Origin of the sequence: Paenibacillus konkukensis (assembly GCF_023523925.1) — a bacterium.
Lineage (GTDB): Bacteria > Bacillota > Bacilli > Paenibacillales > NBRC-103111 > Paenibacillus_S > Paenibacillus_S doosanensis.
Map to the genome: position 1 here is coordinate 2619168 of NZ_CP027059.1, position 17380 is coordinate 2636547.

The 17380-nt window shown below is 52.6% G+C and carries 14 protein-coding genes; 4 read left to right on the forward strand and 10 right to left on the reverse strand.

Going from position 1 to position 17380, the window contains the following annotated elements:
- Nucleotides 1–46 precede the first annotated feature (46 nt).
- From SK3146_RS11170 to SK3146_RS11215, 10 genes are all read right to left on the reverse strand, one after another.
- Nucleotides 47–1057: a glycoside hydrolase family 130 protein gene (locus SK3146_RS11170; RefSeq protein WP_249865145.1), complete on the reverse strand. Its 1011-nt coding sequence runs from the start codon at nt 1055–1057 to the stop codon at nt 47–49.
- Nucleotides 1058–1150: 93 nt separating this feature from the next.
- A complete protein-coding gene (locus tag SK3146_RS11175; RefSeq protein ID WP_249865146.1) occupies nt 1151–2716 on the reverse strand; it encodes an extracellular solute-binding protein in 1566 nt (521 codons plus the stop codon).
- 82 nt (nt 2717–2798) lie between these two features.
- Nucleotides 2799–3671: a carbohydrate ABC transporter permease gene (locus SK3146_RS11180; protein WP_249865147.1), complete on the reverse strand. Its 873-nt coding sequence runs from the start codon at nt 3669–3671 to the stop codon at nt 2799–2801.
- A gap of 33 nt (nt 3672–3704) precedes the next feature.
- The gene (locus tag SK3146_RS11185) at nt 3705–4601 is read right to left on the reverse strand and encodes an ABC transporter permease (protein ID WP_249865148.1); all 897 of its coding nucleotides are present in this window, start codon (nt 4599–4601) and stop codon (nt 3705–3707) included.
- A 166-nt stretch (nt 4602–4767) separates the two neighbouring features.
- Nucleotides 4768–6435: an extracellular solute-binding protein gene (locus tag SK3146_RS11190; protein WP_249865149.1), complete on the reverse strand. Its 1668-nt coding sequence runs from the start codon at nt 6433–6435 to the stop codon at nt 4768–4770.
- A 12-nt stretch (nt 6436–6447) separates the two neighbouring features.
- Nucleotides 6448–7992, reverse strand: coding sequence for a response regulator transcription factor (locus SK3146_RS11195; RefSeq protein ID WP_249865150.1), 1545 nt, complete (start codon nt 7990–7992; stop codon nt 6448–6450).
- Entirely contained in the window at nt 7970–9811 is a 1842-nt protein-coding gene (locus SK3146_RS11200; RefSeq protein ID WP_249865151.1) for a sensor histidine kinase, read from the reverse strand. Before SK3146_RS11200 ends, SK3146_RS11195 begins: the two co-directional genes overlap by 23 nt.
- A 254-nt stretch (nt 9812–10065) precedes the next feature.
- On the reverse strand, nt 10066–10464 hold the full coding sequence (locus SK3146_RS11205) for a VOC family protein (protein WP_249865152.1): 399 nt from the start codon (nt 10462–10464) through the stop codon (nt 10066–10068).
- 65 nt (nt 10465–10529) lie between these two features.
- Nucleotides 10530–11033: a DUF3995 domain-containing protein gene (locus tag SK3146_RS11210; RefSeq protein ID WP_249865153.1), complete on the reverse strand. Its 504-nt coding sequence runs from the start codon at nt 11031–11033 to the stop codon at nt 10530–10532.
- 487 nt (nt 11034–11520) lie between these two features.
- Nucleotides 11521–12900 carry a phospholipase D-like domain-containing protein gene (locus SK3146_RS11215; RefSeq protein WP_249865154.1) on the reverse strand — a complete coding sequence of 460 codons (1380 nt, stop codon included), beginning with the start codon at nt 12898–12900 and terminating at the stop codon, nt 11521–11523.
- Between the two features lie 184 nt (nt 12901–13084).
- On the opposite strand from SK3146_RS11215, the gene SK3146_RS11220 reads away from it, so the two are divergent.
- From SK3146_RS11220 to SK3146_RS11235, 4 genes are all read left to right on the forward strand, one after another.
- Entirely contained in the window at nt 13085–13777 is a 693-nt protein-coding gene (locus SK3146_RS11220) for a response regulator transcription factor (protein WP_249865155.1), read from the forward strand.
- Nucleotides 13758–15191 (forward strand): HAMP domain-containing sensor histidine kinase, encoded by a 1434-nt coding sequence (locus tag SK3146_RS11225; RefSeq protein ID WP_249865156.1) that lies wholly within the window; start codon nt 13758–13760, stop codon nt 15189–15191. Before SK3146_RS11220 ends, SK3146_RS11225 begins: the two co-directional genes overlap by 20 nt.
- 172 nt (nt 15192–15363) lie before the next feature.
- Complete coding sequence (locus SK3146_RS11230; protein WP_249865157.1) at nt 15364–16257, forward strand: alpha/beta hydrolase; 894 nt, start codon at nt 15364–15366, stop codon at nt 16255–16257.
- 1 nt (nt 16258) lies between these two features.
- A complete protein-coding gene (locus SK3146_RS11235) occupies nt 16259–17326 on the forward strand; it encodes a ketoacyl-ACP synthase III (RefSeq protein WP_249865158.1) in 1068 nt (355 codons plus the stop codon).
- Nucleotides 17327–17380 lie beyond the last annotated feature (54 nt).

Consider the following 17380-nt stretch of genomic DNA (forward strand, 5'->3'; position numbering starts at 1 on the left):
GTAAGGTCAACTTCTCCACACCTTCCCATTTGAATGACGGCCGTGCCTACAGGCACAGCCGGAGCAGATCGTCCACATCAGCGGTCGCCAAGCATTCCACCGTATCCGCCGCGCCGTAATAAATTTTCACCTCTCCCGAAGGCTCCAGAATCATCCCGCCCGGAAAAATCACATCGTTGCGGAACCCGCCGGATGTCTCGTACGCCGCTTCCGGAGCGAGCAGCGGCGACTTGCTCATGCCCGCGATCCGGCTCGGGTCGTCGAGATCAAGAAGCATGATGCCGGCCGAATAGCGCTTCTTCCACGACGGCTCCCAGCCGTTCTTGCCGCGGCTGCGGTCGATATCGACGGCATGGAACGTCGTCAGCCAGCCCTTCGCGGTCTTGACCGGCGGCGCGCCCGGGCCGACCTTATCGTTGGCGAACGGCACGTCCTCCACGCCGAGCACGAGCTTGGAGCCGCCCCAATAGCGCAGGTCGGGCGAATCGCTCAGCCACGTGTCGAAGCGGTCGACGCCGCCGCGGCCGTATACCGGGAACGGTCGTTCCAAACGGACGTACTTGCCGCCGATCCGCTCGGGGAACAACACCATGTTACGGTTGTCCGGCACCGACATGCTGAGCACTTCGAAGCGGCGGAAATCGTCGGTGACGGCAATGCCGCCGCGCACTCCATGCTTCGTATCGACTGCAAAGCACATATAGCATCTGCCGCCGATGACGGTTAGTCTCGGGTCGTATACCCGCACGACCTCTTCATCGTTCCAGGACCAGACCGGACTTGCTTGCACATCCCAATGCACGCCGTCGTCGCTCCACGCCAGCCCCAGGTTCGTCGTGCCGGCGGGCTCGATAGTCTCCGCCTCGGCATCGCCGTAATCGTTGCGGAATACCATTACGTACTTGCCCTCGTATTTGGCAACACCCGCGTTGAACACCATCGCCGGACCGTAAGGCACATCCTTCGGCGTCAGCAGCGGATTCGCCGGATGACGGCGGATGACCGGACTGGAATGCAGCGGGCCGATCGTTTCATTCATTTTCCTGGACATGGACATAAAGAAAATCTCCTTCGTAATGTAATGTCGGCAAACACAACGGAGGTCCTCCGGCCTATCGGCCGGTAAGCCCTCCACGGCAGATAGCCGCTCCTATTTGCCCAGCTTATTCATATAGTCAATGTATTCCTTCTCGGCGTCGGCGGTGGCCGGATACCATTCCTTCTCCAGGAAGCCTTGGAATTGCTGCAGCGAAATCGCCCCGAGGATGTACTTCATCTCCTGATCGTCCTTCTTCTTCACAAGATCGGGAATCGTTTGGTTCAAATTCAAAATTTTCGGCGAACGTACGGCCGGCACGTTGATGACGGTCATCAGCTTCATCGCATCGTCCAGCTGCGCCTTGTACTTGCTTAGCCGCTCCGGCGTATCGGCGTTCTCGATGAGCGCCGGTTCGCCGTTAATCGCATTGGCGAGCGTCATATACGTACTCGTCGTGCTGGCAAGCTTCGTCGTTTCGTCGGCGGTACGCGATATGCTCTTTGTGGCCGGATCATAGCTGTCATAGGTAAGCCCCTTGATACCGAGTTGGAACAACGTGTTCGCCTCCGCTGTATTGCCCCAGTCCAAAAATTTCAAGACGTCGTCCACATGCTTCGACGATGACGGGATCATCCAGCCGCCCCACGTCGCCGGCGTCACCCAATCGTTCGCCACACCTTGGCTGTTCTTCAAAACGGCATGGTACGTATATTTTTTGTCCGAATCCTTGTCCTTGGAAAGGTTGCCCATGACGGTGTACTGATGCGCATAATTGATACCGATGCGGTTCTGGTTCAATTTGTCCTGATCGACGTAAATTTTATTGACCAGAAACTCCGGATCGATCAGTTTCTCGTCGTTGAGCTGTTTCAAGTACGTCAGGAACGGGATGTAGCCGGACATTTTCTCCCGGATTTTGTACGTACCGTCCGTATCTTTCGCTCCGTTCACGATCGGCAAGCTGAACGCGGACGCCAGGAAGTTGGACGAGTTCCATATCGTGTTGGAGCCGAGCGTCGGGTTGGAGAAGCTGAGACAGTACGTATCCGCCTTGCCGTTGCCGTCGGGATCGTTCTGCGTAAACGCCTTGCACACGTTCGTAAATTCGTCGAGCGTCGTCGGCGCTTTCAAATTCAGCTTGTCCAGCCATGTCTGGTTAATCATATAGCCCCAATGATTGACGACGTTGGTGCGCGGTACGATGTAAATTTTGCCGTCGTTCACCGACCTGACTCCGTCCCACATTTCTTTCGTAATGTTTTTCATCAGGTTCGGGTATTGGGCGATTTTGTCGTCGAGCGGCGTTAGCAGCCCGTTCTTGGCCCATGTTTCCATGTTGGAATCGGCGCCGCCCCAGTTGTAGATAAGGTCCGGCAGATCGCCGGAAGCCATGAGGACCTGCAGCTTGTCGACGTAATTGTTGATCGGCGGCGCTTCCACCGATAGCTTGACGTTCGCCAGCTTTCCCGCCTCGGCGATAACCGGGTTATTGTCGATGACGACCTGCGCGTTGACCCTGTTGAACATGCTGATGGTGACCGGCGCGCTTTGTCCAGGCGCCGTGCCCCCGCTATTGCCGCCGGACGCTCCCTCGCTCGGGCCGCAGCCTGCGGCGATGGCCGTCAGCAGCGCTGCGCTGACGACGGCGCCTGCCGTGCGTTTACTCGCCTTTTTCATTTTCCATGACTCCTTCGCAATAAGTTATATTACAACTGCGGCTTGCAGCTATAATCCAGATACATTGACGCGCCTCGCTGCCTTACCCTTTGATCGAGCCGACGAGCAGGCCTTGCATGAAAAAACGCTGCAGGAACGGGTACACGAGCAAAATCGGCAGCGACGCAAAAATGATGATCGCCATCTTGATCGTAAACACCGTCACGCCGGCGCTGCTGGCGTCCATCGCGTCCTTGGCAAGCCCGCCGTCATCCACGACCAAATCGCGTAAAATGAGCATAAGCGGCCACAAATCCCGCTTCGACGTGTACATGACCGCCGGGAAAAACGTGTTCCACTGCGTGACCGCGTGAAAAATGACGAAAGTGGCGATCGCCGGCATCGACAGCGGTACGATGATCCGCGCCAGCACCTTCAGCTCATTGGCTCCGTCGATGAACGCCGCCTCCTCCAGACTCGGCGGGATGGCGGCGACGAAATTCTTCATCAAAATGAGATTGTAAGCGCTGAGCGCCCCGGGCAATATCATGCTCCACAGCGTGTTGTACAAGTGCAGCGTCTTCACCAGATAAAAGTTCGGTATGAGCCCCCCGTTGAAAAACATCGTGAACGTGATGAGCACAAGCACGATGTTCCGCCCTTTTAAGTCCGTTTTGGATAGCGGGTACGCGGAAATCAGCATCAAAACAATATTTAGCGCCACGCCGACAACCGTGATCAGGATCGTGTTCCTGTAGCCGGTCCACATAAGCGGCATGTGCAAAATTTGCTTGTACGCGCCGAACTCGATATGGCTCGGGATGAGCTTCATCGGATTTTGCAAATATTCGGAATAAGGCGTAACGGAGAACGAAGCCACGTAAATGAACGGGAACAAGCAAGCCAAAGCGAACAAGGTAACGAATAAATAGTTGACCACATCAAACGTTTTATCGCTGAACGATCGGATTTTCACCGAAACCACCTCCTCTTCGACATGCGGCGCGGATTACCATATGCCGTCCTCCTTTAGCAGCTTGGCGATACGGTTGCCGGCCAGCAAGAATATGAGCCCGATCACGGACGTGAACAGTCCGACGGTCGTTCCGAAGGAGAACCGTCCGCCGAGAATGCCGACCCGGTACGCATACGTCTCGAACACTTCAGACACGTCCAGATTCATCGGGTTTTGCAGCACGAAAATTTGCTCGAAGCCGTTGTTCATCACTTGCCCCAGCCGTAAAATAAGTAAAATGACAATCGTTGACTTGATGCCCGGCAGCGTCACATACCATAATTTTTGCATCCGGCTTGCGCCGTCAATGCTGGCCGCTTCGTACAGCTCCGAGTTGATGCCGGCGATCGCCGCCAAATAGATGATGCTGCCCCAGCCGGATTCCTTCCAAATGCTGCTTAGCACGACGACCGGGCGGAAATAATGCGGATCGGCGAGAAAGAACACCGGATCGACGCCAAGCTGCTTCAGGAAAATGTTGACGATCCCCCAAGCCGGCGACAGGAAGTTGACGAGAATGCCGCCGATCACGACCCAGGAAATGAAGTGCGGGAGGTAGATGACGGTCTGCGTCACACGCTGGTAGGCCAAATTACGCATCTCATTCAGCAGCAGGGCCAAAATAATCGGCAGCGGGAAGCCGAACACGATCCGCAGCACGCCCAAATAAAGGGAGTTCCAGAACACTTTGTAAAAATCGCTGAGACCGAACATATACTTGAAATTGTCGAAGCCGACCCACGGGCTGTGGACAATCCCCTTGGCAAAATTAAAATCTTTGAATGCCATCAGCACGCCGTACATCGGCACGTAATTGAATACGAGGAAGTAAGCGACGCAAGGCAGCAGCAGCAAATACAAATATTTTTTCTTGTTCAAATAGCGAACCACCGTTTTCACCTCCACTTTTGTTATGTCTTGACCAGTGTAATATGCGCGTACCCTCTCCAACATCTAGGAATTATGGGTATCCGGATAAAATCTTTAGTTCGTTGTGAAGGCGCAAAAAGAACAGCCCGGGAGCGGAGGCTTCCGAGCTGCTGCTGACGATCCGTTATTATTTGCCCTGTTCGATGCGCTGTTCCTTGAAGATGCTATAGATGTCTTTCGTCAAGATGATGCTGTCTTTGTCATGCGCGAAAAAATTCCGGTACCATTCGTCGACCTGCTTGCCCCCGGCTTGCTCCCACACCGCAATCGCATCCCGCTTCGCCTGTTCGGGCGTATAGTCCGGCGTAACGATCGCCTTGATCCAGATGTCGCCGGAGTCGACATCGACCTGATTCTTCGTGGCGTTCAAAATCGCCTGCAGCTCCTTCGGCAGCTGCGGCATTTGCTCGGAGCTCGTCGGTCCGGCGAACGGCAGGCTGAAATCGACATACGCCGAGTTCAGCTCGAACATATTTTTGACATCCCGCTGCAGCGGATCGTGCGGGTCCAGCTTCTCGGTGCCGTAATAGCAGTTGCCGGCCAAAATCGGAGAGGCCAGCATCGCAAAATCGCCGGTGGCGTAATTGAATTCCGTCCTCCATTTGTCGAGGTCCGTCACGACCGGGCATTTGCCCGGCTCGGTCTTGCTGTGGACGCCTTCGAAGCCGTAGTACATCGTCTTCATAAACTTCTCGGAGGCGGCGAAATCGACGTATTTCATCACCGCTTCCGGATGCTTCGTTTCGGCATTGACGACCGCCGTCATTTGAATCGGATTGACGAAGATCGAGTTGAACCGCCCCACCGGCGTCGCCGGGTACGGGATGACCATAAGCTCGGCATTCGGCACGTTGCGCTTCAGCGGCGCATACGTGTCGGTATAGAACGTAATCGGCACGTTGAACTGATCCATGTAAATGCCGATCCGATTATTCAGAAAATCCTGCTTCGCCCGCGCCCCGTTCTTGTCGCTTAAAAACTCCCGATCCGCCAGCCCTTCGCTGTACAGCTTTCGCTTGAACGCCGTCAGCGCCTCGATATGGTCCCAGCCATGCACCAGCTCGCCGTCCCGGACGACGAAGTCCGGGTACGTGACGCCGAATATTTCGCTTAAGACGGCGCCGGAGTTATACGACAAGGCGATGCCGTACGTATCGTTCCTGCCGTTGCCGTCGGGGTCCTGCTCGGTGAACGCTTTTGCCACCGTGTAAAGCTCCTCGGTCGTCGTCGGCACGGCCAGATGCAGCTTCTTCAGCCAATCGGCGCGTATGAAGAGGCCCCGTATGGGAATCGTCTCGTTAATGCGCCCGAACTGGTACAGCTTGCCGTCCGCCCCGGTTCCCGCCTTACGCAGCACCGGGTACTCGGTCAGCAGCTGCTTATACGTCGTGCTGTACTTCTCGATCATGTCGTCGATCGGGCGCAGCAATTTGCGGTCGATCAGCGTATTTTTAACTTGCGGCGCATATTCCAAAATGAGGTCCGGCGCTTCCCCGGAGGCGAACAGGGCGTTCAGCTTCTGCTCCGACTGCGTCCGCGGCACGGCCACGAATCGCGCTTCCACCAGTCCGGCGTCGTTAATCCACTTCGTTATTTTATTGTTCTCGATCGTGCCTTCGCTGGACGGAATGTTGCCGCGGTCGTAGATCGTCACCGTAATTTTATCCCGCGGCGGAGCTTTCGGCGCGTCTTCGGCGCGGTAATAGCTCGGGCTTGCCGTGCAGCTTACCATAGCGGCGATCACCGCGCCGGCCGTAAACAGCGGTACGGCCGCACGCTTCAGCTCATGCAGCATCTGCGCTCCCCCTTATATCGTATTCTGCTTGCGGTACTCCTTGGGCGATAAGCCGGTGTTCATTTTGAACAGCTTAGCGAAATAATTCGGCAAATCGTACCCGACCATACCCGACACTTCCGTGACGCTCAGATCGGTATTGGACAATAGCTGCTTCGCCTTGGCCATGCGCACGTCGATCAGGAAGTTGACGAAGCTGCGGCCGGTTTCCTTCTTGAACAGGTGACTGAAATAGGCGGCGTTCAAATGAACGTGCGAAGCAAGCTGCTGTAACGAAAGCTGCTCGGCATACCGCTCTTCGATATAGCGGACCGCCCGCGACACCGCGCTTGCGCTATACCGGTTTTGCCATTCGTCATAATGACGCATAAACCGCTCCGTCTCCGCCTTCATCCACGCGCGCACTTCATCCCTGCCGCGGCATTCGTTCAGCTTGCTGATGCGCTCCGTCAAGCTGCGGGCGTCGGACTCCCGCTCCAGCTGCTTGCGGGCCACATCCTGCAGCGCAAAGCTGAGCGATAGCGCCTCGATCGGCAAGGTTTCGGCGTCCATCGCACTCATTTCTTTCGTCATCCCGTCCAAATACTGCCGCAGCGCTTCCGACTGTCCGGCCATAATTAAAGCGGCCGCCTGGGCGCCAATGAGCCGCTGCCTGACGCGGTTGACCGGCAGCGCCGCTTCCGGCTTGCCGTCCCGATCCGCAGCGACGCGGCTCTGAGCGCTCTCCGCCAGGGCCGCCTCGTACAGATCGGCAAGCCCGCCGAGGCTGCGAACGAGGCCGGCAACATGCGGGACGACCGTCAGCCCGAGCAGCTGCCGCACCGTGCTGCAAACCGCGCCAAGAAGCCGCTGTTCCTCGGCGCCGGCGTCGGCAGGCAGCAGCAAGGCGAAGCGTCCGGCTTCGATCAGCAGCAGCGTGCCCCCGGGTCCTTGCGCGTCGAGCAGCTCGCCCATAATGTTCAGGACGGCGAATTGCAGCAGCGGCACATCGCGCTTCGCATACCCCCGGTCTGCCGGGAGAAAATCGGCAACGTGCAGCACGATCAGCTTGCTGCCACGCAGCTCCCGCTCCAGCAAGGCAGCCGCCTCCGGGCGATACGGGAAGCGCAGGAAAACGGTGCGCAGCGCGTTTTCCTGCAGCAGCTGGCGCTCGATCGCCTCCTTGCGTGCGGCAGTCTGCTTCTTTTGCACATATGCATCCGCCTTGGCAAGCGCTTCATGCATATCCTGCTTGCTGCACGGCTTGACGAGCAAATCGAGCGCGCCGCTGCGGAGCGCCGCTTGCGCATAATGAAAATCTTGGAACCCGGTAATGACGATAAACTCGATGTCCGGGAAGGCCGGCTTTGTGCGCCGCAGCAGTTCCAGCCCGTCCATGACCGGCATCCGAATATCGGTGACGACGAGATCGGGCTGCAGCTCGGCGATGAGCCGCTCCGCCGCAAGGCCGTTCTCCGCCTCGCCGCAAACGTCCCAGCTCGCTTCGGCACCGGCGATCATTTTGGCGAGGCCTTTGCGGAATAAAGGCTCGTCTTCAACCAGCAGAATGCGCATCATTTGCCGTCCCCCTTTCCTCCATGCGATCCGTTTCACAAGGCAGCGTGACCCGAACGAGCGTCCCTTGCGGCAACCGCCGAATCTCAAGCCCGTACGACGCGCCGTGTACCAAATAAATGCGCCGCAGCACGTTGCGCACCCCAAGCCGCTCCCGCTCTCCGCGCTCGTCGTACAAGGTTCGGTCGTCGAGCAGGCGATGAATCGTTTCAGCCGAAATCCCGTTTCCGTTATCCTCGATTTCAACCAGCATGTCGGCCTCCTGGCGGCTGACGCGAATCGCCAACCGCTTGCTCGCCGTCTGATCCAAGAACGCATGAACGAAGACGTTCTCGACGAGCGGCTGCAGCAGCAGCCGCTGCATGCGGCAGCTTAAGAGCTCCTCCGGAGCGTCAATACTGACGTGCAGCTCATCGCCATGCCGCGCTTCCTGAATCCTAATATAGTTACGGATTTGCGCAAGCTCGTCCCGCAGCGTACTTAGCGTCGATACGGGCGCGAGCGAGTAGCGAAGCAGATCCGACAAGCTGGTGACGAGCGCCGCCGTTTCTTCGTCATCGTACAGCAGCATGATTTTCCAATAGATCGAATTGAGCGCATTATGCAGAAAATGCGGATTCAGCTGCGCCTGCAGCGCCTTGAGCTCGGCTTCCTGCTCGCTCAGCTTGCTGACGTATACCTCCTGAATGAGCGACTGAATGTCCGCCACCATTTTGTTAAAGCTATCGGCGAGAAATGCAAACTCGTCGTTCGACGTACTCGGAATGGTGGTTCGCAGGTTGCCCTCGCGCACCCGCCGCATCGCCCTCACGAGCGCCTGCAGAGGCTGCAGCATTTTGCCGCTAAAGAACGACACGCTGACTGCCATCAGCACGATGCTGACAAGACCGAAGGCGAGGGCCAGATGATAGACGGTGCGCCCCTTCGCCTTAATATCGGCGAGCGAAATGCCGCTGACGAGCGTGAACGAACGGGGCTCGTACTCGCTCTTCACAAACAAATAGTCATTGCCGTCAAGGTGCTCAATAAAGCTGCCCGGACCCTTGTCCGGGGCGGGCTCGAAGCCGGGACTGCCGGCGGGCTCACGGCTGTACAAAAGCCGGTCGTATTTATCATAAATATACGCTCCGGCCGTTTGTCCCGCCATGAGCGGGTCCAGCGCACTGCCGAAGTATTGTTCGTCGATAATGAGGATCAGCATTCCGTACACCGTCTGCTGCTCGGTCGATTTCAGCCAGCGCGCAGCTACGAGGCTGCTCTTTTCCCCGGACGGCTCGTAGAAATCGGAGATGTTCATCCGCTGCCAGGCGATTTCCGCAGAAGAATGGCTCATCCCCTGTTTGACCCGTTCGTAAAAATCCGGGAACTGCAGCTGAATTGAAGGGTTCTCTTGGCTGAAATACATGTTGTGGCCTTGCAAATCGACGATGTAGACGGCGCGGATATGCGTCGTTTCGTTCTTGAGCGGCTGCAGGACGTTCGCCAGGTTCCGCTCCAGCATGAAATTGCGATACTCGACGCTTTCCCCCGGTGCCGGTTTGACGTGCATATTTTGTACAATTTGCTCCACGTACGGGTTGAAAATCACGAAGTCGGTGATCCGGTAAATGTCTTGAATTTTGAAGCCGATCTGCTCGATCGTTTGCTCGCTCGTCTTCAGGTACTGTTTGCTGATCTCGCTTTCGAACAAGTTCAAATTCATTTGATACGACATATAGCCGGTAACGAGCGAGCAGATGGTAATAATGATCGACAGCGACAAAATGAGCTTCACTTTGAAGTGCTGGTTAATGTATTGGAGTACATGCTTATGTTTCATCATGGGTGATTCCTCTTCCCGCAGTAACAGACGTTGGCTCTAAGCCCAGTATATTAAATACGCGTCCATCCTGCAGCCAACAACGCTACAAAAACGGATAAAATTTTTAGAAGTTTGGAGAAATTTAAACTCTAATATGAAACCAGCGGCAGTCTTGGACTGGAAAATGAAGTCCTAGACTGCCGCTGGTTTATTGAACTCCCTCGGCACGATTGAGTTTTCTCGCAAATGCTCGTTTACGCCGCCCCTCGAGGTTTTCATTCCCCTATTTCATAATTGGAAATTTCTATCAAATTCCCATCGGGATCTCTTACATAAACGGATGTTATCGATCCTAGTGCTCCTGTTCTTATTACAGGTCCTTCTTCAATGATTACTTGGCACCCCTCTAAATGATGAATTACGTCGGGGATTTGAATATCGGTTATAAAACATAAATCCCCAGTGCCAGACATAGGCAATTTTGCTTTTGGTTCAAATTCCTTGCCTACTTCATGCAAGTTTATCTTTTGCTGTCCAAAATGCAGTGCCTTTCTTCCTTCACCAAAAGTAACAACCTTCATTCCTAAAACTCGGGAATAAAAATCGCATGTCGCATCGATATTTGTGACAGTCAAAACCAGATGATCCAATCGATTGATGTTCAATTCAATCACTCCCTTTTGCATGGTAAAGTGGATCAACACCTTCTGTTTCTGCATGAAACCTTGTCTTTGATTGCTTATGCAAATCGCACACCCATAATCCCAGTGACCAAGCCGAAAATAACGCCGAATATGCAAGCCGCCAGCCAAATCATTCTGCTACGCTTTTCTTTCAAAAAACACCAACCTACAATGCCTAATAAAATCCCCTCGATCAGAAACCACGGTTCAAAAAGCACTAGATCCCACAACACATAGGCATCTTCGTTTATGTGAAATGTTCCCGACTCCAAACCAATTACTCCGCTGATTTGAAGTATTCGATAAACAATTCCAAAAATGCCGTGCGAAGCGGCTACCGAACACCCTGCCCAAGATATAAATAACAACATATAACTAAAAACTCTGCCCTTATTCCAATAAATAAATGCAAGACCAATGAGTCCGGCAACAGTTAGGAATACGGTTGCAATCCAATTAATAAATTCAAAATGGAGTGAATGTACTATATCAGGCTTTAGAATACCCCCGCCCATTTTGCCACCTAGAGCCCAGTAAAGATGTGGGAGCATATATGCCATGGACCATATGAACACCGCGTAACCCGACCAAACCAGCGATTTTGTCTTCGATCGTTGTGTTTGCGAATACATATTTATCGGAACACACCTCCTGTTACCCATTAGTAAGGTTCCCTTATCTCTAACGGTATCGTCGGTAATCTGTTTTTCTTAGGTTCTTCTGACCGGTAATGGTTGTTATGGCTGCTACATTTCTTCATAAAGGCAGCCCAAGATTGAAGCTGCCTGATCGTCATGAAACTATGGTCTCCCCTTAACTTAATCTTTTCTTGTGAGCACAGAGTATTTCTCAAATGACAGAACGTCATCAATAAATTCACCGCCGCTCAAACATATGACATCGTAGCCGTATAAATCCTGGATATTTTCAAATTCGATCAACGAACACGACTTTTTGAAATCCCATGGCTTCTAAATCTAGTTTTGCTCTTTGGGATTTTGATCTCTCGTCGACATCGAATTAATATACAACTCAAATTTCGGGTAACTATTCGCCGTAAGCTGTTGGTTCTAAACTAAATGCAAGGCCCGTCCAGTTAAAGTCGCCGCGCTCTCTTTTTTGGCGGTTATCGTGCGCTACTTTTCGATATAGTTGTAGAGCAGTACGGTCATCCAGATGTCCGGTATCCTGGCCTAGATGTTCGGACAAAAGCTGCCGACGGAACGTGCGCACCGCTTGCTCATCCCATATGGATGCGTTCATTTCCGAATGACCGAAGAATGAGTTCGAGTGAAGGTTACAAGAGCCGATCGTCATCCAAACGTCGTCAACGAGCATGACTTTGGCATGGACGTATATATTGCTGCGTCCTCCTTTTCCGTCAGGACCGGCAATTCCTGCTAGAGTAAAATTCTCATACTTACCCAGCGCTTCTATGTGATCAAAAAAGCCTTTGCGTTCCGGGCTCTTGCGGGCAGCCCGTACATAATCCTCGGGGTCGGCTGGAACGAGCAGCACAATATCTACGCCTCGCTTCAGCGCATTCTCCAGTCTGACAGCAATCTCTGGAATGGGAAGCGCCTGATTCTCGATATAGATGGTACGCCGAGCGGCATCTATCGCCTGTGTGTATTGCTTAGAAAGCGAATGTTCGCCTTCAGCGATATTGAACGGTTTTCCTTCAGGAGTAGGGCAGCTATCGTTATAGCGGCATTTATAAACATTTCTTTGTATTTGTACCGGTGTATTTCCCCGAGGAGCGGATACATGGGTGGGAAAGGATAATTCGTCTTCGCCGGTAGGTCCCCATTTGCCGTCAGCCCCCATCCTTTCGCTAGCTTCATTCCATCTTTGAACGAAATTATGGTGCACATCGGTTGCAGACGGTCCCGACACTTCGACATAAATATCGTGGCGTTGATTTTCCCCGATATGGCCGGGTTCGACGGACTTGTAAGTCGGATTAATTCCCCCAACAAAGGACGTCTCGGACGGATGGCCCGCATCAATAAGCCAAATTTTTTGATGCTGACAATAGTATCCGTGTGCCCGGTCCCAACGGGCGCGAAATCTTGAACCTCGTGCGGCGAGCATTTCATGGTCTTCCTTGGACCCTGCAAAGGCTTGGCCGTAACCGCTGCTCTCCGGGTTGGGGCGCCAAAATAAAATCCGGACGTCCAATCCTCGAGTTACCGCTCGATCCAGCACATCCAGAATAGTACCGCGTCCGTCTGGCATCTGGAAATCCGGTGCCATGAAAGTAATCGAAAGCCAGATACTATACTGCGCACCTTCGATAGCTTCGCAGATGCGTCTAAAGGTCGGAGCACTATCTATAAGCGGATGCACAGCATTACCGTTTCTTACGGGATATGATCCGGATTCAATATAGGGAATATGGGACGGCAAATGGACAATGGTTGACAAGGAGACTCCCCCTACCGCAAATTGGATAAATTCATCCTATCACAATCTTTTGGCAGGGATAAAGTTAATAGTATATTGAGGTCTTTAGGCCCGGTCTTTTTCGTGTCGAAAGCAGGGATTTCCAGCTAAAACGAGAAATATGTCCTAAGAACTATATCGACCCGCAAGCTTGAAGAGGTGACGGATGATGAAGCAGAAGATTCTAATTGTTGAAGATGAAACGAGAATCTCCATGGTTTTAAAGGCGTTTCTGGTCAAAGCCGGCTATGAGGTGGAGCAAGCCTATAACGGCGACCAGGCGATGTCTTTGTTCGAGTCGTGGGAGCCGGCGCTGGTGCTATTGGATGTCATGCTGCCAGTCATGGACGGATGGTCGGTTCTTAATTCCATTAGGAAACGAAGCGCTTGTCCAGTCATTATGTTAACGGCGCTCAGCGATATTCATTATCGGCTGGAAGGACTGAATGGGGGCGCTGACGATTATTTAGTCAAGCCATTCATCGGAGAAGAGGTTGTCGCTCGTGTGCGGGCTGTGTTAAGGCGATTGCCGCAGGTTGCGACAGAAAATTCGGCTATTTTCGGCAATTTGAAGGTCGATTTTAATTCGCATAAGGTGACGCTAAACGGGGATGAGGTTCATTTGACGCCGAGGGATTTATCGCTGTTTCTATATTTGGCCAGCCATCCGAACCAGACATTGGATCGAAACCAGTTGATTGACGCTGTATGGGGAAGGGATTATATGGGCAGCGATCGAGCCGTCGATATGGCCATAAAACGGATTCGCCAAAGCCTCGCGGAATGGTCCGCCGGAGATGGAGGGATCATTACATTGAAACGATTGGGGTATCAATTTCGTGTCCAAGCGAGAACGTAAAAGCCTGCTCTATTATTGGTCGATCCGTTATTTTACGATCTTATTTATCAGTATCATGATCCTTGGTTTGCTTGCCATGTATGTTTTCAACAGAAATGCGATATCCGCTCAATATACCAGTGTGGAGAACATGGTCGGCGATCTTGGGGCCGTCGCCCAAGATAATCATGGGAGGCTCCCCCAGATTCCCGATATGGAGGGGTTTTTAGGCAAGCTGGCTGAGCGGCATAATCTTCAAAGCAGACCCATTATGTTCATTCTTAATCGGGACGGCCAGGTTGTTCAACAATACCCCTCTGTTCCGCCAGAGGAAATCAAGCAAATGATGATGCGAATCCCCGATATGATGTCTGGAGATGCACAGGTCATCAAGCTGGAGGCTCAACAAGACCAAGAGCCGTATTTAGCGGGCATATATCCGATTATTATTGAATCCTCCAAGGCAGGGTATGCATTGTACATGGCCCCTCAGCGTAATGCGCTGGACGGCATGTTTGCTTTCAGATATCCAAGATGGATTCTGCTGGCGTCTTTCTTGTTTATTGGCTGGGGAATTGTGCATGTATTGACAAGAAGATTGATCAAGCCCATTCAGGAAGCGGCCAATGCTGCAAAGCAAATTGTGGCCGGCAATTATAATTTGCAATTTAGAAATGATTACAAAGAGAAAGAAATCCATGAGCTTACTCATTCGTTCCAGGAAATGGCCGATCGGCTCAATCGCTTGGAGAAGCTTCGTACGCAGCTGCTGGCAGGAGTTACACATGAATTGAAAACACCCGTCACAGCCATCAGCGGGTTAGTTCAGGCAGTCCGCGGGAAGGTCGTTGAAGGGGATGAGGCGGAAGCGTTCCTCGATCATTGCATGAATGAATGCAATCGTCTGCAAAAGATGGTAGAGGATTTGCTGGATTTCAACAGCTTTGCAGCGGGCAATATTCAGGTGGATCGCGAGCTCATCGGCATACAGACGATGCTGACCGATATCGTGGAGCGCTGGAGCTGCGTTCAAGAGCGCCACTCGATTGAAGTGAAGCTGGAGGCGCCCGTTCCGGCGGCTAACCTTCAATTATGTACGGACCCGATCCGTATCGAACAGATTCTTATTAATCTACTGAATAATGCGAGAGACGCAATCGTTGCCGAAGGAGTAGTTATAGTTCGTCTGGATACAACCGCGCGTTATTGCCATATTAGCGTTCACGATACAGGCTGCGGGATTCCCGTAGCCGGGCAGAAGGATATATTCGAACCGTTCTACCGCGGCGCAGATAAGAGGACGCTTGTACATGGGCTTGGCCTCGGATTGCCTTTCAGTCGAATGATAGCACGTTCATTAGGCGGCGATCTGGTATTGACTCACAGCTCTACAAACGGTTCAATCTTTGAACTCATCGTTCCGCTTGAATCCTAATGTTCAAGAATGACTACAAACAACTTTTTCATAAGGATCATGTTCCTTGTGCAGAAGTTGTTTTTTTTCGACAAAAAACACAAATTTACACCCCTTCTGACATATTACTGACACTCTGGGATGATAGTCTGTGACTGCCTGGTACTATTTTAGGATAAAAGGAGTAGTTCGCATGAGTATGTGGGTTGGGTATATCATTCTAATTGTTCTGATCGGAATATGTGCGATCTCGTTATGGGCGGTATGGAAGCTGATGCATCCTGCGCGCAAGCCGGTGCTATTGACTCCCGATGAGGAAGGGCTGGAATATGAATCCATCACTTTCCGAAGCCGGGACCAAGCGGTGAATCTGAAGGGATGGTTTCTCCCCGCTGCCGGATCGCCCAAGATGACAATCATATTCGCGCATGGATACAGGAGCAACCGCCTCCAGAATAAAGTCGCTGCACTTGGATTAGCCAAGGCTCTCGTCCAGCGCAATTATAATGTGGTCATGTTTGATTTCCGCAATTGCGGAAATTCTGAAGGACGGTTAACGACAATTGGTCTGGATGAACAACAAGACATCCTGGGCGCCGTTGACTGGTGCACAACGTTCTGTAAGGGACGAATCGGCTTAATCGGTTATTCGATGGGCGCGGCTGCGTCCCTCCTGGCAGCAGCGAAGTGCGAGGAAGTATCCGGTGTCATTGCGGACAGTCCGTTCAGCGATTTGAATCGGTATTTGCTGGATAATCTGTCGATATGGTCCAAGCTTCCGAAATACCCGTTCTCCCCGCTTATGGTGCTTGCCATTCGTTTCATTATGAAGAAGAATCCGCAGCTCGTTAAGCCGATCGTATCCATACAGCAGATTTATCCCCGGCCGGTTATGTTCATTCACGGGGATCAGGATGAAACTATACCGTGCGCCGACAGTGAAATGATGTCACAGCGATTTGCCGATGCATTCAGCTACTGGAAGGTTCCGGGAGCCAAGCATACGGGATCTTATAAGTTGTTTCCTGTGGAATATACCAATCGGGTAGATCACTTCTTCGATCGACTTGCAGGAGGCCATAGATAACATGAGATCAAAAGCAAAAATTACGGCAATCGGCAGCTATGTCCCTTCCAAAGTGTTAAGAAACGCCGATTTGGAAATGATGATGGACACGAGCGACGAATGGATCGTTCAGCGAACGGGCATACGTGAAAGACGTATTGCGGCTAAGGATGAGTTCACGAGTCATATGTGTATAGGGGCAATTGACGACCTTATTAATAACTATGAAGTATCGATTATGGATGTGGATATGATTCTGGTAGCCACCTATACTCCGGACTTTCCGACGCCTTCCGTTGCTTGCTTAATCCAGCATCATTATGGTATTCCGGCTACGGGGGCGCTCGACGTTAACGCTGCTTGCACAGGGTTTGTTTATGCGATGAACATGGCCAACGGATTAATAACCAGCGGGCTTAATCGGAAAATTTTGGTGGTCGGCGCGGATACGGCATCCAGAATAATGGACTATTCGGATCGTACTTCCAGCATCTTATTCGGTGATGGAGCTGGCGTTGTTCTAATGGAAAGAACGGAGGATGCGGGGGCGTTCGCCACGCAGTATTTTGGATCGGACGGTCATGGGGGAAGTTATCTCTATCGCTCGGGCCTAAGAAATGAGCTCGCAGGAAATAAGCTGGCAAGCGACGGGATGCTGGTGCAGAACGGGCGGGAGGTATACCGGTTTGCCGTCGGGACGGTGCCGCAAGTCATACATACAATTCTAGATCGGCTCCGCTTGAGTGCGGATGAGATTGATTGGTTCATTCCCCACAGCGCCAATCTTCGTATTGTCGAGTCCATAAGCAGGAAAATCGGTATTCCAATGAGCAGGACTCTGCACAGTATGGAGTATTACGGCAATACGACGGCTGCCAGTATTCCGCTTGCCTTGAGTATGGGAGTCAAGTCAGGTCAAGTCAAAACGGGAGATCGGCTGCTGCTGGTCGGCTTTGGCGGCGGCTTCACCTTCGGCGGGATGATTGTGGAATGGACATTAGCGGCCCAAGCTGCTGTCCTGCCGGCAAATGAGAATACGATGGCGCAAAACGGGCATCCGCTTGGCCTTCCCCAATCTGTATCCACTTGAATACAACATTATCACTCCAGCAATTCGTGAAGCGAAAGACATCACCGTAATTCA